The organism is Sedimentitalea sediminis, from assembly GCF_042687825.1.
Classification (GTDB): Bacteria; Pseudomonadota; Alphaproteobacteria; order Rhodobacterales; family Rhodobacteraceae; genus Sedimentitalea.
Genome location: NZ_JBHUQE010000020.1, coordinates 14,591 through 38,777, shown reverse-complemented (window position 1 = coordinate 38,777; position 24,187 = coordinate 14,591). Strand labels below are relative to the sequence as shown.

Annotated in this window: 22 protein-coding genes; 10 read left to right on the top strand and 12 right to left on the bottom strand. The window is 64.2% G+C overall.

The genetic code is table 11. From position 1 onward, the window contains the following. Positions 1-8: 8 nt before the first annotated feature. The 10 genes from ACFMPD_RS14455 to ACFMPD_RS14410 all read right to left on the bottom strand — a co-directional run bounded on the left by ACFMPD_RS14455 (position 9) and on the right by ACFMPD_RS14410 (position 11,208). Positions 9-1,010: a C45 family autoproteolytic acyltransferase/hydrolase gene (locus ACFMPD_RS14455; RefSeq protein WP_380995774.1), complete on the bottom strand. Its 1,002-nt coding sequence runs from the start codon at positions 1,008-1,010 to the stop codon at positions 9-11. A 12-nt stretch (positions 1,011-1,022) separates the two neighbouring features. Further along, positions 1,023-2,483 (bottom strand): biotin carboxylase, encoded by a 1,461-nt coding sequence (locus tag ACFMPD_RS14450; protein WP_380995771.1) that lies wholly within the window; start codon positions 2,481-2,483, stop codon positions 1,023-1,025. 14 nt (positions 2,484-2,497) lie between these two features. Continuing rightward, positions 2,498-5,236 (bottom strand): aminotransferase class I/II-fold pyridoxal phosphate-dependent enzyme, encoded by a 2,739-nt coding sequence (locus tag ACFMPD_RS14445; RefSeq protein WP_380995769.1) that lies wholly within the window; start codon positions 5,234-5,236, stop codon positions 2,498-2,500. Positions 5,237-5,317: 81 nt separating this feature from the next. After that, entirely contained in the window at positions 5,318-6,289 is a 972-nt protein-coding gene (locus ACFMPD_RS14440) for a carbon-nitrogen hydrolase family protein (protein ID WP_380995766.1), read from the bottom strand. 129 nt (positions 6,290-6,418) lie between these two features. Then, positions 6,419-7,417 carry a zinc transporter ZntB gene (locus tag ACFMPD_RS14435; RefSeq protein ID WP_380995763.1) on the bottom strand — a complete coding sequence of 333 codons (999 nt, stop codon included), beginning with the start codon at positions 7,415-7,417 and terminating at the stop codon, positions 6,419-6,421. A gap of 141 nt (positions 7,418-7,558) precedes the next feature. Next, complete coding sequence (locus ACFMPD_RS14430; protein ID WP_380995761.1) at positions 7,559-7,768, bottom strand: hypothetical protein; 210 nt, start codon at positions 7,766-7,768, stop codon at positions 7,559-7,561. Positions 7,769-7,869: 101 nt separating this feature from the next. After that, entirely contained in the window at positions 7,870-8,697 is an 828-nt protein-coding gene (locus tag ACFMPD_RS14425; protein ID WP_380995758.1) for a polyphosphate kinase 2 family protein, read from the bottom strand. 186 nt (positions 8,698-8,883) lie between these two features. Further along, on the bottom strand, positions 8,884-9,945 hold the full coding sequence (locus tag ACFMPD_RS14420; protein WP_380995755.1) for a methyltetrahydrofolate cobalamin methyltransferase: 1,062 nt from the start codon (positions 9,943-9,945) through the stop codon (positions 8,884-8,886). A gap of 10 nt (positions 9,946-9,955) precedes the next feature. Further along, a complete protein-coding gene (locus tag ACFMPD_RS14415) occupies positions 9,956-10,885 on the bottom strand; it encodes a methylenetetrahydrofolate reductase (RefSeq protein WP_380995820.1) in 930 nt (309 codons plus the stop codon). A 26-nt stretch (positions 10,886-10,911) separates the two neighbouring features. Continuing rightward, a complete protein-coding gene (locus ACFMPD_RS14410; RefSeq protein ID WP_380995752.1) occupies positions 10,912-11,208 on the bottom strand; it encodes a virulence factor in 297 nt (98 codons plus the stop codon). A 288-nt stretch (positions 11,209-11,496) separates the two neighbouring features. Between ACFMPD_RS14410 and ACFMPD_RS14405 the strand changes: the two genes are divergently transcribed. Together ACFMPD_RS14405 and ACFMPD_RS14400 are read left to right on the top strand one after the other, a co-directional pair. Then, the gene (locus ACFMPD_RS14405; protein ID WP_380995750.1) at positions 11,497-12,609 is read left to right on the top strand and encodes a Ppx/GppA phosphatase family protein; all 1,113 of its coding nucleotides are present in this window, start codon (positions 11,497-11,499) and stop codon (positions 12,607-12,609) included. Positions 12,610-12,723: 114 nt separating this feature from the next. After that, entirely contained in the window at positions 12,724-13,440 is a 717-nt protein-coding gene (locus ACFMPD_RS14400) for an RlmE family RNA methyltransferase (RefSeq protein ID WP_380995748.1), read from the top strand. 271 nt (positions 13,441-13,711) lie between these two features. Here ACFMPD_RS14400 and ACFMPD_RS14395 read toward each other — a convergent pair whose 3' ends face one another. Next, positions 13,712-14,572: a YihY/virulence factor BrkB family protein gene (locus ACFMPD_RS14395; RefSeq protein WP_380995745.1), complete on the bottom strand. Its 861-nt coding sequence runs from the start codon at positions 14,570-14,572 to the stop codon at positions 13,712-13,714. Between the two features lie 194 nt (positions 14,573-14,766). Between ACFMPD_RS14395 and ACFMPD_RS14390 the strand changes: the two genes are divergently transcribed. The 5 genes from ACFMPD_RS14390 to cls all read left to right on the top strand — a co-directional run bounded on the left by ACFMPD_RS14390 (position 14,767) and on the right by cls (position 19,380). Next, positions 14,767-15,921, top strand: a complete 1,155-nt coding sequence (locus tag ACFMPD_RS14390; RefSeq protein WP_380995743.1) for an AI-2E family transporter — start codon at positions 14,767-14,769, stop codon at positions 15,919-15,921. Further along, a complete protein-coding gene (locus ACFMPD_RS14385; RefSeq protein WP_380995740.1) occupies positions 15,921-16,223 on the top strand; it encodes a hypothetical protein in 303 nt (100 codons plus the stop codon). The genes ACFMPD_RS14390 and ACFMPD_RS14385 overlap by 1 nt, the downstream gene beginning before the upstream one ends. Beyond that, on the top strand, positions 16,220-16,705 hold the full coding sequence (locus ACFMPD_RS14380) for a hypothetical protein (RefSeq protein ID WP_380995738.1): 486 nt from the start codon (positions 16,220-16,222) through the stop codon (positions 16,703-16,705). Before ACFMPD_RS14385 ends, ACFMPD_RS14380 begins: the two co-directional genes overlap by 4 nt. Before the next feature lie 50 nt (positions 16,706-16,755). Beyond that, entirely contained in the window at positions 16,756-17,904 is a 1,149-nt protein-coding gene (locus ACFMPD_RS14375) for an acetoin utilization protein AcuC (protein ID WP_380995736.1), read from the top strand. Between the two features lie 63 nt (positions 17,905-17,967). Beyond that, a complete protein-coding gene (gene cls, locus ACFMPD_RS14370; protein ID WP_380995733.1) occupies positions 17,968-19,380 on the top strand; it encodes a cardiolipin synthase in 1,413 nt (470 codons plus the stop codon). Here the strand turns inward: cls and ACFMPD_RS14365 are convergent. Continuing rightward, a complete protein-coding gene (locus ACFMPD_RS14365; RefSeq protein ID WP_380995730.1) occupies positions 19,338-19,814 on the bottom strand; it encodes a potassium channel family protein in 477 nt (158 codons plus the stop codon). The two genes, cls and ACFMPD_RS14365, sit on opposite strands and share 43 nt — an antisense overlap. 217 nt (positions 19,815-20,031) lie before the next feature. On the opposite strand from ACFMPD_RS14365, the gene ACFMPD_RS14360 reads away from it, so the two are divergent. From ACFMPD_RS14360 to ACFMPD_RS14350, 3 genes are read left to right on the top strand one after another with little or no spacing between them, the layout of a single operon-like run. Next, the gene (locus ACFMPD_RS14360) at positions 20,032-20,688 is read left to right on the top strand and encodes an ABC transporter ATP-binding protein (RefSeq protein WP_380995727.1); all 657 of its coding nucleotides are present in this window, start codon (positions 20,032-20,034) and stop codon (positions 20,686-20,688) included. Then, entirely contained in the window at positions 20,685-23,132 is a 2,448-nt protein-coding gene (locus tag ACFMPD_RS14355; protein ID WP_380995724.1) for an FtsX-like permease family protein, read from the top strand. The genes ACFMPD_RS14360 and ACFMPD_RS14355 overlap by 4 nt, the downstream gene beginning before the upstream one ends. Continuing rightward, positions 23,122-24,174 (top strand): lipocalin-like domain-containing protein, encoded by a 1,053-nt coding sequence (locus ACFMPD_RS14350; RefSeq protein WP_380995721.1) that lies wholly within the window; start codon positions 23,122-23,124, stop codon positions 24,172-24,174. The genes ACFMPD_RS14355 and ACFMPD_RS14350 overlap by 11 nt, the downstream gene beginning before the upstream one ends. Positions 24,175-24,187: the final 13 nt, after the last annotated feature.

Here is a 24,187-nt window from a genome sequence, read left to right as displayed (position 1 = left end):
CAAGGGTTCTATTGGGGGATACCCGGCCAGGTGCCGGTCGGTTCAGGGTCCGGAATGTGCACCTTACGGCTGCTTTCCTGAAACTTGCTCATCGACATTGGCCAGACGGTACCGGGCCAGCGGATTTCCATCTGCTGTTTGCGCGGCCGATAGACGGCGGTGTACAGCGTGCCGAACCCGGCGGAAAAGGCCGTCGAATAGAGCGGCGGTTTCAGGAATGCCGAGATAAAGGTTTCCTGCGGGTCACGGTGCAGGGTCAGACGGTTCAGCAGGAACCGTTCGCGCTCGACCGTGGCGGTGAACCGGGCATGGCTGACCCATTCCACGGTTTCCTGATGGTTCGTCGCCACCGCCGCATGGGTGATCAGCGCCGGGCGGTCGGGCGCCATCATCGCCGTCAGATAGGTGCGCCGCTTGTCCAGAACGGTAACGTTATAGCTCATGTGGGTCGGGATCCGCGCCAGTGCCTCGCGCGCCTCTTCGGTGCTGCTGCAGGTCTGCAACACATAGCGCAGGATCAGCGGCACGCCGAACCCCTCGCCCACGATACGCCGCCCGCCAAAGGTCAGCGACACTGCCAGACCGGCATCATTCATGCCGTCCACCAGCCCCCACAGCCCGTCGGCAGTACCCATGACCCGGCGGCCCTGCCATTTGGTGTTCAGGACCAGGCTATCGAAAGCCTTTGGATTGTAGTCGTAATTGCGCACCAGTACCGGTTCCTTGCCGGTCCAGATCGCCTGGGAACAGCCGGCCAGATAGGGCGGCGGACAGTAAAAACTGAGAAATCGCGCGGCCTGGTCGCCGCCGCCGGCCAGATCGCACAGCTGGTCATATAGCGGCAAAAGCTCGGGCATGTGGGTGGCCAGCGCCCGGCGGCTTTCCATGAAGGGCGGGCGCATCTTGTCCCCCTCGCGCAACCACCAGCGCCGATAGGCCGGCCAGTAATCGCGGAACAGCCCGGCCCATTTCGGGCCGGGCGTGTCCTCGGTCAGTGCGCGCCAGAACATTCCCGATGTACCCTACAGGATCTTGAAGGCCGGATCGGCCAGCGCCGGGCCGGCCTCGGCCATTGGCAGCGCCTTGGCCGCAACGCCGGACTTGATGCCGTGGATCCACCGCTTGGCCCGATCATTCAACTGAAAGCTCTTGGTCATCGAGCGCCCGCGCGTCACCAGAATGCCTATATCGGCGCCCTCATAGCGGTAATCCCCCGGTTGCAGGATGCGCAGAAAGAACGCCTCGTTCTCGCTTTCCACCGCGCGCCGGTGATAGTCGAACCGGTCGAACACCACGCGCCCGTCCTCGAGCATCTTGTAGATTCCGGTCTCGGGTGACTCGGTGCAGATGTCGACGCTGTCCTCGGTGTGCTTGATCACCATCTGCGACCAGCTGTCGATCATGTCCGGGTTGGCCCAGCGTGCGTTCAGTTCGTCGACGTCCAGATTGAACTTCTTGCGCGAGAATTCCAGCAGGTGAAACAGGAACAAAGGCGCGTCCGCATGGGCAAAGGCCGCGTGATTGGTCATCGAACTGGCCCCGGTGATACGCGGATTCAGCTCGCCCAGCCACAGATCGCCGGATTTCTTGTCGATCAGGAAATCCAGCTCGAAATAGCCGCGATACCCCTCCTTGCGCAGCTGCTCGCCGAACTTGAAGGTCAGGTCCCGCGCCGTATCGCGCACCTTGGGCGGAAAGGCCGTGGACAGGATTTCATTGCCACACCAGCCGCCGCGATAGGGTGTCAGTTCCTTGAAGCCGACCAGTTCGGTCATCAAGGGGCCGACGATCGTGCCCTCCTTGGTGGCGCAGGCCTCGATCGCCGAGCCGCGGCAGTCGATCCGCTTCATGATCTTGATCTCGCCCTCGCCGATGATCTCGTGCTCGTGGCGGCGGAAATCGGCCTCGGATTTGATGAAGAATGTTGTGTGCCCGGAATCGCCAAAGGCCGATTGCAGCACCAGATCATGGCCGATCCCGGCCTTTTCACAGGTCTTGCGCAGGTCGGCGTAGGATTTGACCTCGGCCAGAACGTTGGGCACCGACGGCACCCCGGCCTTGTTGCCGATGCGCACGGTCTCGATCTTGTTGTCCATGGCCGTGCGCAGCTTTGCCTTGGGGAACCAGACATCGGCCCCCAGTTCCTTGGCCAGCCGCTCGGTTTCCTCGTCAAACATCAGGAACACGAATTTCGGCTTGCCGCCGCGCCGCTTGATGAAGTCGATCACCTCCTTGTGCTGCAGCAGATAGTTGTTGATGTCCTCGATCGACTGGAACTCCGCATGTGGCTGTTCGCTGGGACAGAACACGTTGGGATGCTTGCCGCCGTAGCAATCGATATAGCAGATATACTTGAAATTCCGCACCCATTCATCCAGCCCCAACAGATTGAAATTGGTCGCAGAAATGAAATAGATCGGGTCCTCGTTGCGGTGAAAGAACCGGCGGATTTCAGAGATGTTGTTCAGTACCTTGCTGGTCATCGCGAAATCCCCGTCTATTCAGCCGCATTGCTGAGTTTGAGTTGTGTGTTTCTGTCCAATGCCTCTTTGGTAAACACCCGCAGTCCCAGGTCGGCGCGGTAGCCGTGGATTTCATTGACATCCAGCGCCAGCATGAATTCCAGGATTTCCCGGCTGACCACCTGACCCGGCACCAGGATCGGAAACCCCGGTGGATAGGGAATGATAAAGCCCGCCGAGACCACCTCTTCGCCTCGGTCCAGCGCCTGTTTCAGCGATCCTTCCAGTTCCAGATAGTCGCAGTTTTCGCCATCATAGCTCAGGAAAAAGGCCGTCCGGATGTCTCCTTCGGGCGAGGTCGGATCGCCACGGAACGCGTCGTGGAACCGGCTGAAATCGGGCAATGGCGGAACGTCCTCCATCAGGTTCTTCACCCTTCGGTCAAAGGACAGACGCTCCATCCGGCTGGCATCGTCCAGCAGATCGTCCAGCTTTTTCGCAATCTCGACCAGAACTTCGATCAGATAGGCGACCGAGGATCGCGTGGTGCCGATATTGGTCATGAACAGCACGGTGTTGCGCGACGTCTTGTTGATCTGGATACCGTATTTGTCCATCAGGATATCGGTCTTGAATGTGTCGCCATCCCAACCGGTTCCCCCGACCGCCAGAGTGACGCGGGTGGCGTCCAGAACGAACTCGTCGTTCTCCCAGCAATCCCATATATCGGTCCAGCCCTGTTCGATGTCGAAATAGCTGGTGACGCCGCTTTCGCGATGCTTTTCCGGGATCATGTCGCCGGCGGACAGCACCTTGAAGTATTTCTGCAGCAGCGGGTGGCTGGCGATCGACCGGCGCATCGACATGGCGGCCTCGACCTGGCGCTGCACGAATTCGAACCCTTCCAGCTCGACCTGCCGGCGGCCGACATCCAGGCTGGCGATGATCTGATAGTTCGGCGACGTCGATGTATGGGTCATGTAGGCTTCGTGGAACGACTGTTCGACCTCGCCCTTGAAGTCCTGGTCATGCACGTGGATCATCGACCCCTGCCGCAGCGAGGTCAGGGTCTTGTGGGTGGATTGCGTGGCATAGACCCGCACCCGGGAATGGGGCGGCGGGATCAGCCGGGTGTTCAGCAGGGTCTCGTCATCGGCGCCGTCCAACTCTTCCTGCTGGGCGGCATAGGCCCTGGCATGGTCCTCGCTGCGGAACCGTTCGCGCAGCACCGCGGCGGCGTTCATCGCCGTGCGCTGCCGATAGGTCGGACCGAACCGGGCAAAGGCGAACCAGGCCTCGTCCCACAGAAAGATCAGGTCCGGCTTGATGGCCAGGCATTCTTCCATCACCCGTTCGACATTATAGACGATGCCGTCAAAGGTGCAGTTGGTCAAAAGCAGCATCCGCACCCGGTCCAGCTTGCCGGCGGCCTTCAGCGCCAGCAGCCGGTGCTTGATCTCGCGCAGCGGCACCGCGCCGTACATCGAGTATTCGTTCAGCGGATAGCTGTCCAGATAACAGACCTGAGCGCCGGCCAGCACCATGCCGTAATGGTGTGACTTGTGACAATCGCGGTCGATCAGCACGATATCGCCCGGACTGACCAGCGCCTGCACCACGATCTTGTTGCAGGTCGAGGTGCCGTTGGTGGCAAAAAAGGTCTGTTTCGAGCCAAAGGCCCGCGACGCCAGTTCCTGCGCCCGCTTGATCGGACCGACCGGATCCAGCAGCGAGTCCAGACCGCCGGACGTGGCCGAAGTTTCCGCCAGAAAGATGTTGGGCCCATAAAAGGCGCCCATGTCCTGAATCCAGTGGCTGCGGCTGATCGATTTGCCGCGGCTGATCGGCATGGCGTGAAACACCCCGGTGGGCTGCTTGGAATATTCCACAAGCGCCGTGAAGAACGGCGTTTTGAAACGGGACTTGACGCCGCGCAGGATATTCAGGTGCAGTTCCAGAAAGTCTTCCTGATTGTAGAACACCCGCCGGCAAATCCCCAGATCCAGCCCCGCGATGTCCTCGACCGAACGTTCGGTGATCAGATAGGCGTCCAGTTCCGGGCGCACTTTGGCGACCAGGCGACACAGTTCCGGACCGTAATCCTCGGCGTTCAGCGCATCCAGCTGTTCGACCCCGCCGGCACGGTTCAGGTAACGGGTCAGGATCGGCAATTCCATCTTCGAGCGCAAAGTCAATCCGGGGCGCACGACGATGGCTTGAATATTGTGGTTGAACAGAACCGCGATCAGAGCGTCCTCGAGGCTGGGCACCACCAGCGCTTCGTAGGTGAACGGGTCCTCGGGCCGGCGCATGCGCGTCATGTTGGACCGCAGCCAGCGTTCCTGCTGCTCGTTCACGTTGTCGACGATCAGCACCTCGAAATACGGTTTGCTCATCGCCCGCGCTTCGGGCGACAGCTGGGCCTCGTCTTCATGCTCTTCGCTGTCGACACTGTCGCGTTCCAGCGGGATATGGCGCCGCCGGTAGGCCCCGGTGGTCAACGCGCGTGTCACGCGTCTGACGGCAAAAGCCAGGTCCTCAAAATTCTCGTGCTCCAGCTGCCGGCGCATGTGGTCAAAGGCGGCCATGCCCGGAAACGCCCAATAGGGCTCGATCAGGGCCAGCGAAGAAAACAGCTGCGAAATTCGTCTTAGCAGAGCCGGCTCGCGCGCACCGGCGCTGCCATCCGCCAATGCCCCCGTGGCGTTGCGCAACGCGCTCCAGCGATCTGACCGCAGCTGAATCGCCGAATAATAGTCGTTTACTGAATGCATCGATCGTCCTCCCAGACACCGAGTGTCCGACCGATGCGAAAAAAAAGCAACTGTTTCGCGCTGCGCTCCGATTCAACGGTTTCAGGCGTTCGATATCTTTCCGGGAAACAGCGCCGTTTCGCTGCCGGTGTCCTCGATCCGGGGCGTTTCACCACCGGCCTCGACCATCGGCATGTCGACCTGCAGTCCGGCCCGGCTGCCCTGTCCCTGCATTTCCAGCGGGCCAAGCGTCTTCAGATAGGCATCGGCGCCACTGGACCGGTCATAGACCGAGAAATCGGTGGACCGGTCCCGAAAGCTCTTCAAGACCTGGCCCAGCCCCTTGAGACCGGTTTCGCGCTGGCGCCTGACCATGTCCAGGTCGACCTCGATCGGGAACAGATCCTCTTGTCCCGCCGACTGATGCAGCACCGTGGCCGTCGGATCCACGACGCAGGAGCGCCCAACGCCGCCGGCGCCCAATCCATTGACATCAAAAACATAACACTGGAACTGCGCCGCCGTAGCGCGGGCGATGGACAGCTCTGCCTCGCGGTCTGTGGTCCCGGTCAATACCGGGTGCAACAGCACCTCGACGCCCTGGCTGGTCAGTTGCCGTGTGGTTTCCGGAAACCAGATGTCATAACAGATCGACAGGCCGAACCGCCCGACTTCGGGCACGTCAAAGACGCAGAAATTCTTGCCGGGTTCGATGTCCGCTTCGTAGGGCAGGAACGGGAACATCTTGTCATAGCGCGCCACCTCTTCGCCCTGCGGATTGATCACCACAGAGGTGTTGCGGATCAGCCCGTCTTCGCCCTTGATGAACATCGAGCCGGGAATTAGCCAGACCTTGTGTCGATGCGCGGCCTCGCAGAACTGCTGAATCACCTCGTTGCGGACCGGCTGGGCATAGCGGTGCAAGGGGCCAAAGGGGGCGAGTTCGCTGAACAGCACCATCTGCGTCCAGGGGAATCGCAGCATCAGGATATCCAGCCGGTGCAGCATGGCTTCGACATTGGAATGAAGCGCGGCTACGTGCATCTGCACGCCGGCGATTGCAAAGGGGGTCATCTACGTGTTCTCCGGCTGCGCGGGGGTCTGGCGACCCGACAGGATGGGATATTAATCTGGCCGGGTTCCATATCCCTTTGCAACCGGAACCGGAACACCGCAACGCACGATTTTGTGCGCGCGCCGGTCTCAGCGGAACATGCCCAACCGTCGAAACCACAGCAAGAGACCAGCCGCCAACCCCAGCAACAGCCCGCAAACCACGGAAAAGGCCCAAGGGTTTTCCGCGCCCGGAATGCCGCCGATATTGGTGCCCAATAGCCCGGTCACCAACCCCAGTGGCAGGAATACCGCAGCCGCCACCGAAAGCACCAGCATCTGCCGGTTCATCCGTTCGGCACGCCGGTCCATGATCTGATCATGGACGATCTGGGCACGGTCGCGAATCGCGTCCAGTTCCTCGCCCAGCCTGTAGACCCGTTCCGCCGCTTCGCGCAGGCGGCTGCGGTCGCGATCCTGCAACCAGTCCGCATCCTCGATTTCCAGCGTGCTCAGGGCATCGCGCTGCGGCACGAAATAGCGGCGCAGGATGATCGCGCTGCGGCGTATTTCGGACAGATCGGCGCGGGACAGCCGGTCCGCGGGGTCCAGCACCTGCTCTTCCAGATCGTCGATGCGCTCGTTCAGCGCCGCGACGGACGGTTCGGCCCGGTCCGCCAGACGCAACGCCAGTTTCGCCACAAGGTCGCCGGGCGAGAGCGGCGCCAGATTGCGCCGGATGGCCGACATCTGATCGCGCACTGCCATCGTCGGGCGCACCCAAACGCTGATGACCCGGTGGCCTTCGATCCACAGGCGCAACGACACCATGTCTTCGGGTTCGGCGCCCGGGTTCAGGTTTACGCCGCGCAGGTTCAACAGCACACCGTCGCCGTGAACCGTGCAGCGTGGCCGGGTGTCCTGGGCGATCAGCGCCTCGGTCACGAATGGATCCAGCGCGCAGGCGTGCAACAATCCGGGGGTTCTGCCGGCTTCGCGACGAAGGTGCTGCCAGGCAAAGCCGGACGGCAGGTCCGCCGTCCCGAGCTGGGCAAAATCTTCGGAGGCAATAGATTGCCCCCCGCCCTGCCCGTCAAAGACAAAGGTCACGACATCTGGCAAGGGCTCTGGCGGTTCGATAGCCGTCATGTTCCGATCCATTGCTGTGGGATGGAGGCAAAACCGGACCATGCCATGCCCGATCTGCCAGGCTCTTTCTGTTCCAAGGGATCGGTCCTGCCGGATCGAGCATCCGAAAGCGGGGTATCCCGCAATCCGGATGGCCTTGCGCTACGTCGACGTCAGCCCCTTGAGCAGCTTGTCGCGCTCGTCAACCAGCCGAATACGATAACGGCGCATGGTCTTGCAGGCGAATTTGTTGTGCCGTGCCGCGTTGGAATTCGGGTCGCGTCTGGCATCGGCCTCGAGATCCTTGATACAGGTATCCACCTCTTCGATTTCCCGGATCACCTCTGCCAGTTCGTTTGCCGTGTCGTTCATGCCCTTGGTCCCCTGTCGTCACCGTACCTCGTTCCGTGCCAATCTAGGCCGGGCCGCGCTGCAGCTGCAAGGCCATGCCACGCCACGCCGTGAGCGGCAGGTCACCCGGTGCGCCCGCTCAAGCTGTTGATCAGGGCGTCGTCCGCGCCGAAATGGTTTCCGGCCTCGTGCAACACCCGGTGATCCAGCTCCGGCGGACCCAGTTCGACGCCCGGTGTCAGCACGTCCAGGATCTGTTGCATCGCCGCAATCCGGGCATGGCGTTTGTTGTTGGCCGAAATCACTGTCCAGGGTGCGAATTCCGTCGAGGTTTCCGCGAACATCTGGTCGATAGCGGCGGCATAATCATCCCAGCGGCTGCGGTTGCGAAAATCCTCGTAGGTCAGTTTCCACCGCTTGAACGGGTTGCGCAGGCGTTCACCGAACCGCGCCAGCTGTTCGTCCGGCGAGATATGGAAGAACAGCTTGACCAGCCGGATACCGTCATCCGCCAGCATCCGTTCGAAATGGCGGATCTCGCGATATCCGTCCTGCCAGCGCTGCGTCGGCGTCAGTTCCTCGATGCGCTCGACCAGCACCCGCCCGTACCAGGAGCGGTCAAAGGCCGAAATCGCCCCCGCCGGCGGCAGGCGTTCCATGAACCGCACCATGTAATGCCGGTCCAAGTAGTAATTTCGCGGTGCTCCGATTGGCCAGACCTTGAAACTGCGCGGGTCCAGCGCCGCCGATATCCGCCGGATCGCCCCGCCCTTGCCCGCCGCGTCCCAGCCCTCGAAGACCAGCACCGCCTTGTCGCCGGAGAACAGATAGGCCTGCTGAACCTCGGCCAGTTGCCTTTGCAGACGGGCCAACTTGGCGGCATAGGGCTTTTTGCCCAATTTTCTGGTCAGATCGACCGCGTCCAGACGCGGAGTCGCTTGTTTGCTCATATCGACCCTCCTTGCGGCTCTGTCCGGGTTCGGACGGGTTCCGGTTCACTGTACACGGATACCGCCAAAGAACCAGAATGCGGGCAAAGGATAGTCGGGAAAGGCGCGGCGACAGGCCTATAGCGCCTGTCGGAAACGGCGCGCCCGCCAATCGGTCCTGGCGGGTGCGCCTTTTCCGGCGGCCGGTCAGGCCCGGCGGCGACGGCCGCCGCTGCGCCCGGCCCGGCCGCGGCCCTCGTTACCGGCTTTCGGCGGGGCTTTGTTGGTGCGGATCCATTCCGATCCGTGCGGATCGTTGTCCGTCAGAAAGTTGGCGGCGCGAATGGCTTCCATTTCCGAGCCTGCGCGCGGCTTGGTCGAACCCAGACCGAACATCGTGACAAAGGTCTCGTCATCCATGTCGTCGGGCAGCACGATTCCGGCGGCGGCAACCTCGGCGCGTTTCTCGGCGATCTTTGAGGGCGGCACCGGCAGCGCCACCGGGTTCATGATCGCGCTGGTCATGCCGGCCCCCATCGCCATCGGCAGAAACGCGTTGTTGATGCCATGGCGGTTGGGCAGGCCAAAGCTGATATTGGAGGCGCCACAGGTGGTGTTGACCCCCAGTTCCTCGCGCAGGCGCCGCACCAGCGCAAAGACCTGCAATCCGGCGGTGCCCATGGCGCCGATCGGCATCACCAGCGGATCGACCACGATATCATGCGCCGGAATACCGAAATCGGCGGCGCGCTGGACGATCTTTTTCGCCACGGCAAACCGCACATCCGGGTCCTCGGAAATACCGGTGTCGTCATTGCTGATCGCCACCACCGGCACGTTGTATTTCTTGACCAGCGGCAACACCAGCTCCAGACGATCCTCTTCGCCGGTAACCGAGTTCAGCAGCGGCCGCCCCTCGGCAACCGCCAGCCCCGCCTCGAGCGCGCCGGGCACCGAACTGTCGATGCAGAGCGGCACATCGACCAGCCCCTGCACCAGCTTGATGATCTCTTGCATCAGCGGCGGTTCGGTCTCGTTCGGGTTGGGGTTCGAATTATAGACCACGCCGGCATTGATATCGAGCACCGTGGCCCCGGCCTCGACCTGCGCCAGCGCGTCCTTTTCCACCGTGGAAAAATCACCGGCCTCCAGTTCGGCGGCCAGTTTCTTGCGGCCGGTGGGATTGATCCGCTCGCCAATGACACAGAACGGCTGGTCAAATCCGATGATGGCAGTCTTGGATTTGCTTTCGACGATGGTGCGGGTCATGGACGTCCTTTCAGGATTGATTTGCAGGACGGCCCGAGGTGCCGCCATTGTTGATCGCCCAGGTGGCATTGGTCTTGATCCCGCCCAGCGGGAAGAAATGCACCTTGGTGATGTTGAAATCGGGATTGGCCGCCTTGTGCGCCGCCAGTTCGGTGATCACGTCGGTCGGCTCATAGGGCAACAGCAGCTTGCTGACATCCATCGCCCGCTTCTGCAAGACCTTCAGCGACGGTCCGACGCCGCAGGCGATGGCGAACTTGATCAGGGTCTGCAGCTTGGCCGGACCGGCAATGCCGATATGGATCGGCAGGGTGATCCCTGCCGCCGCCAGGCTGTCGGCCCAGGCGATGATCGGCTTGGCGTCGAAGGCGAATTGCGTCGCCAGCGCCATCTCGGCATCGGTACGTTCCGAGAAATCCTGTTTCCAGCGCAGCGCCGCCTCGACATTCCAGTTGCCGCCATCGGGGTCGATGTCGCGGTTGCCCTCGGGGTGCCCGGCGACATGCAGCCGCTTGAACCCGGCCTTGTCGAACAGGCCGGTCTCCATCAGCTGCATCGAGCTGTCAAAATCGCCCACGGGCCGGGCAACGCCGCCGGCCAGCAACAGCGCCTGATCGACACCGGCCTCGCCCTGATAGCGGGCGATCCAGTCGGCCAGCGTGGCCGCGTCCTTGATGATACGGGCCGGAAAATGCGGCATGACCGGGTATCCGTCGCGGGCCAGGCGGCGGGCGGTGGCGACCATGTCCTCGATAGGGGTGCCCTCGATATGGGCAATGTAGACGCGCGTGCCCTCGGGCAGCAGATCGCGGAAATTCTCGACCTTTTCGGCGGTGCGCGGCATCACCTCGATGGAATAGCCCTGCAGAAAGGCCTCGACATCACCACGAACCGGGGTGGTTCCCGGGGCTTCACGCTTCTTGAAGTTCAACAAAGCCATAGCGGCCTCCCAAATGGATGTCAGGCTCATGCCCACCCGTCATTGTCAATCAGGGCCTTGATCCGGTCCCCGTCATATTCCGCTTCCAGTCGTGCCGCCTCGGCTTCGGCCACGGCCTCGGGCTGCCCCTCGACCGCATAGGGCGCGGCCTTGCGCCACTCGGCCAGATAGGCGTCGGCGTCCCTGGCATTGACCTTCATCGCGGCCCGGTCGATTGCCTGTTCAAAACGCTCGGCCAACTGCCGCTTGGTTCCTCGGCGCCCCTTGCCGACGATCACCTGCGCCGGAATATCCCGCCAGTATACAACCGTGACATCAGGCATGACTGATTCCCTTCTCTCTCGGGCACTATGTACTGTACCGCAAACCGTCCCCGGCGCCTGTTTTCGACAGAACGGACGTGTCCTGCGACCTATGGGAACCTACCTAGATCAGCCGGCGGGTCGACTCCACCGCCGAGATCACCCAAAATCCTCATGAACATGATGAAACTCCGCCCCCGCCGGCGGAAAATTGCGGAGATTGGGGGCGTTTCCGGGGCCACGGCATCTTGCGCCCTTGACTTTGCGCGCCTATCCTGCCGGCAACACGAAATCGGAAGGGCGTGAATCATGGCGCCCAAGCGCATAAACGGTGCAGGCGCGTTCCCGAAAGCGGTCGAAAGCCCTGCGCCGAACCCGCCCGATCCGGCCGAGCTTTACGCCGCGCTGGATCTGGGCACGAACAGTTGCCGCATGCTGATTGCCCAACCCAAGGGCAGCGGCTTTCATGTGGTGGACAGTTTCTCGAAATCGGTCCAGCTCGGTTCCGGGCTGGAAAGGACGGGGCGTCTGTCGCGCTCTTCGATGGCGCGCACGGTTCAGGCTTTGCGCATCTGCCAGCAGAAACTAAAACGCAACCGGGTCCTGCGGATGCGTCTGGTCACCACCGAGGCCTGTCGGCGCGCGACCAACTCCAACGAATTCATCCGGCAGGTGCGGCGCGAAACCGGGCTGAAGCTGGAAGTGATCCAGCCCGAGGAAGAGGCCCGGCTGGCGGTGATCAGTTGTGCCCCGCTGGTCAGCACCAAGACCGAACAGCTGCTGGTGGTGGATATCGGCGGCGGATCGACCGAACTGGTCTGGATCGACATCTCGTCGGTGCCGCGCCGCGACCGCCCGCAGGCGATCATGCGGCTGCATGCCGGGTTCCACCCGCCCGACAGCCCGTTTCCGGCGGCCAAGGTGGTGGACTGGATCAGCGTGCCGTTGGGGGTTGCGACCCTGCGCGACCAGTTCAACGACGTCGAGGACGATTCCGCGCGCTTTGCGCTGATGAGCTGGTTTTTTGAGGAAAATCTGGCCGAGTTCGCCCCGTACAAGGATATCCAGGCCCGCGAAGGGTTCCAGATCGTCGGCACGTCGGGAACGGTCACCACTGTTGCCGCCAGTCACCTGGGGCTGAAACGCTATGACCGCACCAAGGTCGACGGGCTGCGCATGACCAGCGATCAGATCGACAAGGTAATCCGTGAATATCTCGATCTCGGCCCGGCCGGGCGGCGGCGCGACCCGCGCATCGGCGAGGACCGGCAGGCGCTGATCATGTCCGGTTCGGCGATCCTGCAGGCGCTGCTGCGCTGCTGGCCCACCGACCGGCTGTCAGTGGCGGATCGCGGTCTGCGCGAGGGGCTGCTATATGCCCAGATGAGCGCCGATGGGGTGCTCGAAGACGGCCCGTTCTGATCCTGCCCGCCGGCCCTGGTCGTCCCGGGGGGGGCAGCGGGATGGGGATTTCGCCGTTTCCCGCAGGGGCGTTTTCCGGCACAAGGGCCGCGGCAGCGGTAAAGGTTTGACGCGATGGCAAAGACACCTACAGGCAAGAATACATCCGGGCGCGGGCAGCGCGATCTCAAGGTCAAGGTCAAATCCGCGCGCGGCCGCAAGCTGAGCTCGACCCGCTGGCTGCAGCGGCAGTTGAACGATCCTTATGTCAAACGGGCCCAATCCGAGGGCTATCGCGGGCGCGCGGCCTACAAGATACTGGAACTGGACGAGCGCTACCGCTTTCTGGTGCCCGGCGCGCGGGTGGTCGATCTGGGCTGTGCGCCCGGTGGCTGGCTGCAGGTGGCGGTGAAACGCATCAATGCCCTGGGCGAGAAAAAGGGCAAGGCGGTGGGTCGGGTGCTGGGGGTCGATCTGCAAGAGGTCGAGCCGGTGGCCGGTGCCGAGATCCATCAGCTGGATTTCATGGCCGACGACGCCGATGAACAGGTCAAGATATGGCTGGGCGGCAAGGCCGATGTGGTGATGTCGGACATGGCCGCCGCCTCGTCCGGGCACAAGCAGACCGATCACCTGCGCATCATCTCGCTGTGCGAGGCCGCCGCCTATTTCGCCTTTGACGTTCTGGAAGACGGCGGTACCTTTGTCGCCAAGGTGCTGGCCGGCGGCGCCGAGGGCGAGTTGCAGAAACTGCTGAAACAGAAATTCACCAAGGTGGCGAATGTCAAACCACCGGCCTCACGATCGGACAGCTCGGAAAAATTCGTCGTCGCAACGGGATTTCGCGGCTGAGACCGTCTTTGCCGCTAATTTCCCGGGGCGCTGCCATGACCCGATGGCGCGCCGACGCAGGCGTTTTAGGTCTCTGGGATCGCCCCCACCGGTCCTCTCGTCCCGGTGGATCTGTTGGCGCAGCAGGGCGAACAGCAAAAAATGCGGATCGGTATCGGCGGGTATTGTCATCTGTTGCATCCAGGATGAGGCCGTTGCCAACCCTGTCTGGGCGGCAAGGATGCGCTGAATATGGAAAACCCGGGACAATGTCGCGGCGGCAGGCGATTTCTCAGGCGCGTTGGCTTTCCGAATGAAGCCGCGTCAGCGCGCCATTGAACTCGGCGCCCAGGATCAGGATGGCGGCCATCAGATAGAGAAAGATCAGCGCCGACATGACCCCGGCGAGCCCGGCATAGGTGGCGGAATAGCTGGCAAAGCGCGACAGGTAATACGAAAATCCGCCCCCAGCCAGCGCCCACAAGAGAACCGTCAGCAGAACGCCCGGCATGATCTGCCTCAGCGAATGCAGATGCCCCGGCAACCAGCGGTGACAGGCCGCGACGCCACCGGTCAGCAACGACAGCGCCACGAAGGTGGTCATCGCCTCGCTGCCCAGCCAGCGCACCAGCTGGCCTGGCACCGCATCGGCGGCAAAGTGGAAATACAGCGGAATCGCCACCCCGACCCCGGCCGCCACCAGAACCGTTGCGCCGCCCGTCAGCACGAAGAGCACGCACAGCAACCGGGTCTGCCAGAAGGGCCGCGGATCGTCGTCGCGATAAGCCCGGGTCATCGCCTGACGTATCGCGTCCACACCGTTCGAGGCAAAATACACCGCCAGCACACCGCCAATGGTCAGCAACTGCGAATTCGCCTCGGCCAGAACCGCGCGCACCTCGGCGGTAATCGGGCGGGCGATCTCGTCCGGCCAGGAGCCGAAGACCAGTTCGATCAGCCGGTCGACATCGATGTCCTGAGAAAGGGTTGCAGCCAACGCGACGATGAACAGGACAAAAGGAAACAACGCCAGCATCAAGGACATCGCCACATGGCTGCTCATGGCCCAACCGCCCTTGCGGTTGAACCGCGACAGCGCGTCGATGAACGCCCGGGGCATAAGGGCGATCCGGCTGACCGCGGCCTCGCTCACCGGTCGGTCGGGCCTGTGATGTCAAACGATTTCACGGGATTATCCTTATGCTGCCGGTGGCAAACTTGCACGGGATCGCGGAACGATGCAACATCAAGCGGATGATCGCCGTCACGGGAAGGGTCGGAACCGGACATGCCAGCGCCACGGCCAGACAGAAGGCGGCTTTGCCCGCGGCCCGTGGCGGGGCCGTCATGAGCGCCCCCGCAGGCGGCCCCGGAACGCCGCGCTCTGATCCGGCATCGGCCGTATCACCGCTGACTCGACGGTCGCGCCTGGCCTATTGGCGGGACGTATTGCTGATCGCCACGCTGTCCATCGGCGGCCTGCATGCCGGCGCCGGCTTTCTGATCCCCCTGACCCTGGCGCTGCTGGTTTTTGTTCTGGTCACCGCTGTCAGCGACCGGGTCACGATCCTGCGCCCGGGCGGAGTCACCCTGCCCCCGTGGCTGGGATATCTGATCGGTGCCAGCGCCGTTCTGTCCGGCCTGTTCGCGGTGATGTTCGTGCTGGGTAACCAGGCCACGCAATTCGCCCGTGCCCTGCCGCAATACGAAACCCAGCTGGACTCTGCGCTGACCCGCATCGCCGGCCTGCTCGGCACCGACCTGGTGGATTTCATCCGGGTCAATTTCATCGAGATCGACATGTCCCGTCTGGCGGTCAGCGCCCTGGGCGAAGCCCGCTCGTTTCTCAGCACCTTTCTGCTGATCTGTCTCTATGTGGGTTTCATGATCGCCGAACGACCGATGCTGTCGGGCAAGATCGCCATGGCCACGCGGGACGACCGGCTGCGGCGCGACATTGACGCCATCACCGCCGCGATCTCGATCAGCCTGCAGCGCTATGTCGGGGTCAAGACCTTTGTCAGCACGTTGACCAGCCTGATCAGCTATGCCGTGTTTCATGCGCTCGGGCTGGAGTTCGCCGAGACCTGGGCGGTGTTGACCTTTGCGCTGAATTTCATCCCGTCGATCGGATCGGTTCTGGCGGTGATCCTGCCAGCCCTGGTGGCGTTGCTGCAATTCGACACGCTGGTCCCGTTCCTGATTATCGTGCTGGGCTGTGGTGGCCTGCAATTCCTGATCGGCAATTTCCTCGACCCGGCGCTGACCGGCCGGTCGCTGAACATCTCGACCCTGATGGTAATCCTGGCGCTGACCTTCTGGACGGCGGTCTGGGGTATTCTGGGGGCATTCCTGAGCGTGCCCTTGACCGTCTGCCTATTGATCATATTCTCCCAGATACCCGCGACGCGGCCACTTGCGATCCTGGCTTCGAAGGACGGGCATCTGGACCTGCCCGGCGCATCGCCGGGCGACGGCGTTAAGGACAAGGGAGCGCAATGATGGCGACCAAGGCAGAACTCGAAGCGGAGCTGGCGGACTTGCGCGCGGAACTGGAACGCAGCCGGGAACGTCTGGAGGAGACCGCGGCCGACGCTGCCGCAGCCGCCACGTCGGTCGTTCAAGAGGCACCGGCGGCCCTGGTCGATCTGCTGCGCGCCCAGGGTGTCGGCGCCGACGAGATCGCCGCGCTGTGGCAGCGTTTGTCCGACGAGCTGGGCGGCCTTCCGCAGAACAAGCCGCTGCTGACCGCGATCGGTGCATTCGGGCTGGGATTCCTGTTGGGCCGGATGTCCAAGTCATGAGCCAGAACGCACCGGATTTCGACCGTATCAGCCGCAACGTCTCGATCCTGTTGCGTACCGAACGCATGATCGCGCGCCGCCAGATGGCGGTGCTGCGCAGCCAGAGCGGTCTGCTGTTGCTGGCCGGGCTGATCGCAACTCTGGGGCTGGTCATGCTGAATATCGCCGCCTTTTTCGCCCTGAACGCCGTCATGCCGGCTTGGGGCGCGGCCTTTCTGATCGCGCTGGCCGATGTGGCGCTGGCGGCGCTGGTTGCCGGTCTGGCGCTGCGTCTGGATGCCAAGGCCGACCTGGCTCCGGCGGTCGAACTGCGCGATCAGGCCATTGCCGATCTCGAGGCCGAGGCCCGTGACACGCTGGCTGAGGCCGGCAAGGTGACGGCCGATCTGCGCCGCATCGCCCGCGACCCGCTGGGCAGCCTGCTGCCCGGTTTGCTGGCACCGCTGCTGTCGTTGCTGCTGAACAGCAAGAAGAAGCCGTGAGCTTGCGACAACCCGCCCGCGCGAACCGCTCTGCATCATCTGCCCCGAACATGTCGTCACCGGTGCAAGCGCCGGTCTTTATCGGCGCGCGCATCTATCGCGGGTCCAGCTATGGCGACCGGCATCCGTTGGCGATTCCGCGTGTGCCCACGGTCATCGATCTGTGCCGCGCATTGGGCTGGCTGCCGCAAGCGTGTTATCGCAGCAGTCCGCGTGCCAAGCCCGAGGCCTTGACGGCCTTTCACACGCCGACCTATGTCGCGGCTCTGCAACGGGCCGAAGACACGCAATCGGTCAGCCCGCAGATCCGGCTGCGGCACGGGCTGGGCACATTGTCCAATCCGGTCTATCCCGAGATGTTCCGGCGTCCGGCGACGTCCGTGGGCGGCGTCCTGTTTGGCAGCGCCCTGATCGCCGAGGGCGGCGTCGCCTATGTGCCCGGTGGCGGGACGCATCACGGGCTGGCGGATCGGGCCAGCGGGTTCTGCTATTTCAACGATCCGGTTCTGGCCATCCTGGCGCTGCGGCGGCAGGGGCTGGATCGCATCGCCTATGTCGATATCGACGCGCATCACTGCGACGGGGTCGAAACCGCGCTGTCGGGTCATGACGGCGTGCGCCTGATCTCGGTGCATGAAGAGGCGCGCTGGCCCTTTACCGGCGCCCTGGAAAACACCGCCGGCGGTGTCGCGTTCAACCTGCCGGTGCCGCGTGGGCTCAACGACACCGAATACCAGATGATTCTGGAGCAGTTCATTCTGCCGGCTGTCCAGTCCTATCGCCCCCAGGCCATCGTTCTTCAATGCGGCGCCGATGCGGTGCTTGAGGATCCGCTGTCGCGCCTGGCCCTGTCCAACACGTGTCATTGGTCGACGGTGTCGGCCCTGCGGCCTATGGCTCCGCGTCTGCTGGTGCTGGGCGGCGGCGGCTACAATCCGTGGTCGGTGGGCCGCCTGTGGACCGGAGTCTGGGCAACGTTGTGCGGCCACGAGATTCCAGACCGGCTGCCGGCGGCCGCGCAATCGGTGCTGACCGCGCTCAACTGGCACCGTCGCGCCGGGCGCCCCCCTCTGGCGCATTGGACCACCACCTTGCGCGACGCCCCGCGTCCGGGTCCGATCCGCCCCGAATTGCGCAGCCGAATCAAACGTTTGCGGGGGCGACTGTTGACGGAAACCGGTGCTGTCACAGTGAACTAGCGCTGGAACGTCGGCGACAAACCGGTATTACTGGACAGGACCGATCGGACGGCGAGGTATGTCATGTGGGCAACGTTGGGTGGCCTTCTGGTCTTTCTGACCTTTGCTGCGGGCGCCTATTGTGCCCTGCGCGCGGCACAGACGGCCCGCACTGCACAAGGCGCGGTCGGCTGGGTGGTATTTCTGATCGCCGCCCCCTACCTGGCTCTGCCCGCTTATCTGTTTCTCGGCCAGCACCGCTATCGCGACTACCGCACCGCACGGCGCGAAAGCACCCAGGTGCGCCAGCGCATCGAGAATTTTGCAGTCAGCAACGCGCCGGCACCCGACAGCACCGACCTCGCTTTGGCGCCGTTTGAGTATTGCGCCAACATGCCGGCTTTTCGCGGAAACGGGGCACGGCTGCTGATCGACGGAGAGGCGACATTTCAGGCCTTGTTCGCGGCCATCGACGCGGCGCAGACCTATGTGCTGGTTCAGTTCTATATCGTACGCGACGACGATCTGGGACGGGAACTGCAACAGCGTCTGCTGGCCGCAGCGCGGCGCGGCGTCACCGTGCGGTTCATGACCGATGCCCTGGGCAGCGCCCGGTTGCCGGACAGCTATTGCGACGCGCTGCGGGCCGCCGGGGTACAGGTGATGGACCGGCATGCCGCCAGAGGCGCGCGGTTCCGCTTTCGCATCAATTTCCGCAACCACCGCAAGACCGTGATCGTCGACGGGGTGACCGGGTTCACCGGCGGTCTGAATGTCGGTGACGAATATTTGGGGCGCGACCCGGACCTGGGCCCCTGGCGCGACACCCATGTGCAACTGCACGGTCCGATGGTGTCGCAGTTGCAGCTGATCTTTGTCGAGGACTGGCACTGGATCAGCAACGAGACGCTGATCGGCCAATTGAACTGGCAGGCCCCTTTCGCGCCCGAGGATGCACCGGGGCTGATCGTCGCCACCGGCCCGGGCGACATCACCGAAACCGGCGGGCTGATGTTCTTTTCCGCGATCGCGGCGGCACGACGGCGGATCTGGCTGGCCTCGCCTTATTTCGTGCCCGATATCGACATCCTGACGGCGCTGCGCCATGCCGCTTTGCGTGGCGTCGATGTGCGCGTTCTGGTGCCCGACATGGCCGATCACCGCATCACCTGGCTGGCCGCCTTTGCCTATTTCGACGATATCCGCGAGGCCGGCGTGCGGGTGTTCCGCTATACCGGCGGCTTCATGCACCAAAAGGTCTTTGTCGTCGATGACGGGCTGGCCGCTATAGGCACCACCAATCTGGACAACCGTTCCTTTCGCCTGAACTTCGAGACCATGGCGCTGTTCTTCGATCCGCCGATGGCCCGGCAGGTCGACGCGATGCTGCGGCAGGATTTCCTGCGCAGCTATGAGCTGACCTGCGCGTTGGACCAGCAGCACGCATTTCTGCGCTATGGCGCGCCATTGGCCCGCTTGTTCGCGCCGCTGCTCTGATCGTCCTGCAAGACCTTCTGCAGCACGCGTCCGGCGATCGCCACCAGAAACGCCGTGCTCAGGCCGAACCCCAGCAGGCCGGTCACCGACCCAAAAGTGGCAAAGATGCGCGCCTCGGGGCCCAGGACAACGTCGCCATACCCCAGTGTAGTGAATGTGACCATCGAGAAATAGACCGCCGTGTTCCAGTCCGGCAAAATGCCATAGCCGATCCAGACCAGCGACCAGATCCAGACCTGAATGGTCAACGCCAGGATCAGCACCACCAGCGTCAGCGCCATGGATAACCCGATATGCAGCGCCGGGTGCAGCGACGCGGTGCGATCGGCCACATTGGTCAGCATCTGTGCACACAGGGCCAGACAGACGACATGCAGAAACATGCACAGGCCCAGAAAACTGCTGCCCCAGAAGATCTGTTCTGCCAGACTCATGCGCGCCCCCCCTATTTTCACAGCGTCCACGGGACAGCCATCAGCGATGTTGAATGCGACTCATTCCGCCGGTCCCGGCACCCGGTGTCAATGGCAGTCCTTGCCCCGCTGCGAAAGGCGCGACATCTTGGCCGCACCGGCGCGCCTGTCTGGACACGGCCACGGGCCGCGCCATCTTGTCGTCACAGGCGAAACCGCAAACCCGGGGAAAGACAGTATGTTGCTGGACGTTCGCGCAGTCACCAAGACCTATCCCGGCGCCGGGGCACGGCGGCCCATTCTGGACGGGCTGTCGCTGCGGCTGGATGCCGGCGAGACCCTGGCGCTGACCGGTGAAAGCGGCAGCGGCAAAAGCACCCTGTTGCACCTGATCGGCGCGCTGGACGGGTTTGACAGCGGCGAGATCCTGTTTCAGGGCACGGCCCTGTCCGGCCTGGACGATGGAGGGCGCGCGCAATTGCGGCGCGGATCGGTGGCCCTGGTGTTTCAGCAGTTCAACCTGATCTCGTCGCTGACCGTGGCGCAGAACCTGGCCTTTCACGCCCGGCTTTCGGGGCGTGACGATCCACACCATCTTGCCGCCCTGACCGAAAGGCTGGGCCTGAGCGGGTTAGAGACGCGTTATCCCGAAGCGCTGTCGGGCGGACAGCAGCAGCGCGTCGCCATCGGCCGGTCGCTGGCGGCGCGACCGAGTCTGCTGCTGGCGGACGAACCGACCGGCAATCTGGACGAGACCGCCAGCGCGGCGGTTCTGGATCTGATGCTGGACCTGGTGCGCGACGCCGGCACGGCGCTGTTTCTGGTCACCCATTCCAGCCGCATCGCCGCGCGTCTGGATCGTAGTCTGCACCTTGCCGGCGGCCGCGTCGCATGACGCGCACCGCCTTTCTGGGCCTGGTGTCCCATTGGCGCCGGCAGCCGCTGCAGCTGGCGACGCTGGTGCTGGGACTGGCGCTGGCCACCGCGTTATGGTCGGCGGTGCAGGCCCTCAACGGACAGGCCCGCGCCAGCTATGCCCAGGCCGCCCGGCAACTGGCAGCGGACCAACTGGCCAGTCTGAGCCCGGTCGCCGGGTCGATCCCGCTGGCCACCTATGTCGGGCTGCGGCGCGCGGGCTGGCAGGTGACACCGGTGCTCGAAGGGCGCGCCCGCATTGGCGGACGCTGGGTCACGGTGATGGGCATTGATTTCCTTGGTCATCCGGTGGCACCGCAACTGGCCAGCGAACTGGAAGACGAAGCGGATGACGATCCGGGTGCGGACCGGCCCCGCCTGACCCCGGCGCAGGTTCTGGGCGCTCCGGGACGGCTGTTTCTGCATCCGGACACGGCGGCACGCATCGATGCCGCGTCCGCGCCGGCGCCGCTGATCACCACCCGGCGTCTGCCCGTCGGCATCGTTCTGACCGATATCGGCGCCGCCGAACGCATTCTGGACAGGCCGGGTCAGATCAGCCGGCTGCTGGTCATGACGGATCAGGCCCGCGATCTGCCGGCGCTGTCCGATCTGGCGCCGGACCTGACCCATGGCGCACCGCAACGCGACGCCGGTGTCTCGCGCCTGACCGACAGTTTTCACCTCAATCTCACGGCCTTTGGGCTGCTGGCCTTTGCGGTCGGACTGTTCATCGTGCATGGCACGGTGGGGCTGGCCTTTGAGCAGCGCCGCGCGATGTTTCGCACCCTGCGCGCGCTGGGGGTGCCGCTGAGGCTGCTGGGGCGGCTGTTGCTGGCCGAGTTGCTGACGCTGGCGCTGATCGCCGGCAGCATCGGCCTGGTTCTGGGATATCTCATTGCCGCTGTCCTGCTGCCCGATGTCAGCGCCACGCTGCGCGGGTTGTATGGCGCGCCGGTCGGAAATGACGGGCTGACCCTGCGTCCGCTTTGGGTCGTCAGCGGGCTGGGCATGGCTCTGATCGGTGCGCTGCTGGCCGGCGCGCAGGGGCTGTGGCGGTTGCGCCGCCTACCGATATTGTCGGTGACCGGGACACAGGGCTGGCAGCGCGGAGCGGTGGCCGACATCCGCATCATGGCACTGTCCGGTGCAGGGCTGATCGTTGCCGGGGGCCTGTGCCTCTCGCTGTTTGACGGGTTGTGGGGCGGGTTCGCCCTGCTGGGCGGTCTTATGCTGGGGGCGGCGTTGCTGCTGCCGCCGGCTCTGGCGCTGTTGATCCGCGGAATTCGGCGGCGTGCGCGGGGCGTGGTGGCGCAATGGGTCTGGGCCGATCTGCACAGTCAGTTGCCCGGCCTGTCGCTGGCGCTGATGGCGCTGCTGCTGGCTCTGGCCACGAATATCGGTGTCGGCACCATGGTGTCCAGTTTCCGCCTGACCTTTGAAAACTGGCTTGACCAGCGCCTGGCCGCCGAGCTGTATGTCACCGCGCGCGACGACGATCAGGGCCGGCGCATCGCGGCCTGGCTGGCGCCGCGCAGCGATGCGGTTCTGCCGATCCGCTATGCTCAGGGGCGGCTGGACGGGCAACCCGTGCGCATCTACGGCATCGTCGATCACGCCACCTATCGCGACCACTGGCCGCTGATCGCGGCGCTGCCGCAGGTCTGGCCGCGGCTGCATGCCGGGCAGGCGGTCCTGATCAACGAGCAACTGGCCCGCCGCGCCGACCTGTGGCCCGGGGATCCGCTGACGCTGGCGCCGGGTTGGCAGGTGCCGGTCGCCGGGGTGTATTCCGACTATGGCAACCCGCACGGCCAGGCCATCCTGTCCCTGCCCGCCCTGCTGCGGCAGTTCGGGTCGGTGCCCGAACAGCAGTTCGGCATTCGCATTCCGCCTGCACGCGCGCCGGATCTGGCGCAGGCGCTGCGCGCGGCCTTCGATCTGCCGGCAGGTGCGGTGGTCGATCAGGCCGCGATCAAGCGGCAGTCCCTGAGCCTGTTCGAAAAGACCTTTGTGGTCACCGCGGCGCTGAATGTTCTGACCCTGGGCGTGGCCAGTTTTGCCATTCTGACCAGCCTTTTGACGCTGTGGACTCTGCGCCTGCCGCAACTGGCGCCGGTCTGGGCGCTGGGGCTGACCCGACGGCGATTGGCGGGGCTGGAACTGGCGCGCAGCGTCGCCCTGGCGGCGATGACGGCGCTGCTGGCCCTGCCGCTGGGGCTGATGCTGGCCTGGATTCTGCTGGCGGTGATCAATGTCGAGGCGTTCGGCTGGCGACTGCCGATGCATCTGTTTCCGCTGGACTGGCTGCGTCTGGCGGTGCTGGCGGTGCTGGCGGGCGCGGTGGCCGCTGCCCTGCCCGCGCGCCGGCTGCAACGGACGCCGCCGGCGGATCTGTTGAAGGTGTTTGCCAATGAACGTTAAGGCTCTGTTCCTGGTGCTGTCCCTGATCCTGCCAGCACCGGCTGCGGCGCAGGGGTTCGCCGATCTCGGCAGTGCGGCGAACGCGTTTGCCGTGCCGCAGCCCGACACCGTCCTGCGCTTTCCCGCCGATCATGGGGCGCATCCCGATTTCCGCATCGAGTGGTGGTATCTGACGGCGACCTTGACCGGCGCGGATGGCCGGCCTTACGGCGTGCAATGGACGCTGTTCCGCTCGGCCATGCGCCCCGGCGAGGCGCCGGGCTGGCGCTCGCCGCAATTGTGGATGGGTCACGCTGCGCTGACGTCGGCAACCGAGCACCATGTCGCCGAACGCGTTGCCCGCGGCGGCATCGGCCAGGCCGGCGTTCAGGCCGACCCGTTCCGGGCCTGGATCGACGACTGGACGATGCAGGGCACGGATAAGGGCGGATTGAACCGCCTGAGCCTGACCGCGCGCGGCGCCGCATTCCGCTATGAGCTGGACCTGCAGGCCGATGCGCCTTTGGTGCTGCATGGGGACCGGGGCTATTCGGTCAAATCCGCCGCCGGTCAGGCCAGCCATTATTACTCGCAGCCCGCCTATCGGGTCAGCGGCGTACTGCACCTGCCGGACGGGCCGGTCGAGGTTAACGGACAGGGCTGGCTGGATCGCGAATGGTCAAGCCAGCCTCTGGCGGCGGACCAGACCGGGTGGGATTGGTTCTCGCTGTCCTTTGACGACGGCGCCCGGATGATGGGGTTCCGGCTGCGCGATTCCGGCGCCGGATATACCTCGGCCACCTGGATTTTTCCGGACGGGCGCAGCCTGTCCCTGCCGGACGGCGCCCTGGCAATCACCCCGCTGCAGACCCATGCGGTGCAGGGCCGGTCGATCCCCGTCCGCTGGCAGGTGTCCCTGCCTGCCCGGGGATTGCAGGTCGAGGTGACGGCGCTGAACCCGCAAAGCTGGATGAACACCTCTTTTCCCTATTGGGAAGGACCGGTCACCGTCGCCGGCAGCCATGCCGGACGGGGCTATCTGGAGATGACCGGCTATGACTGACCGGATGTTGGTC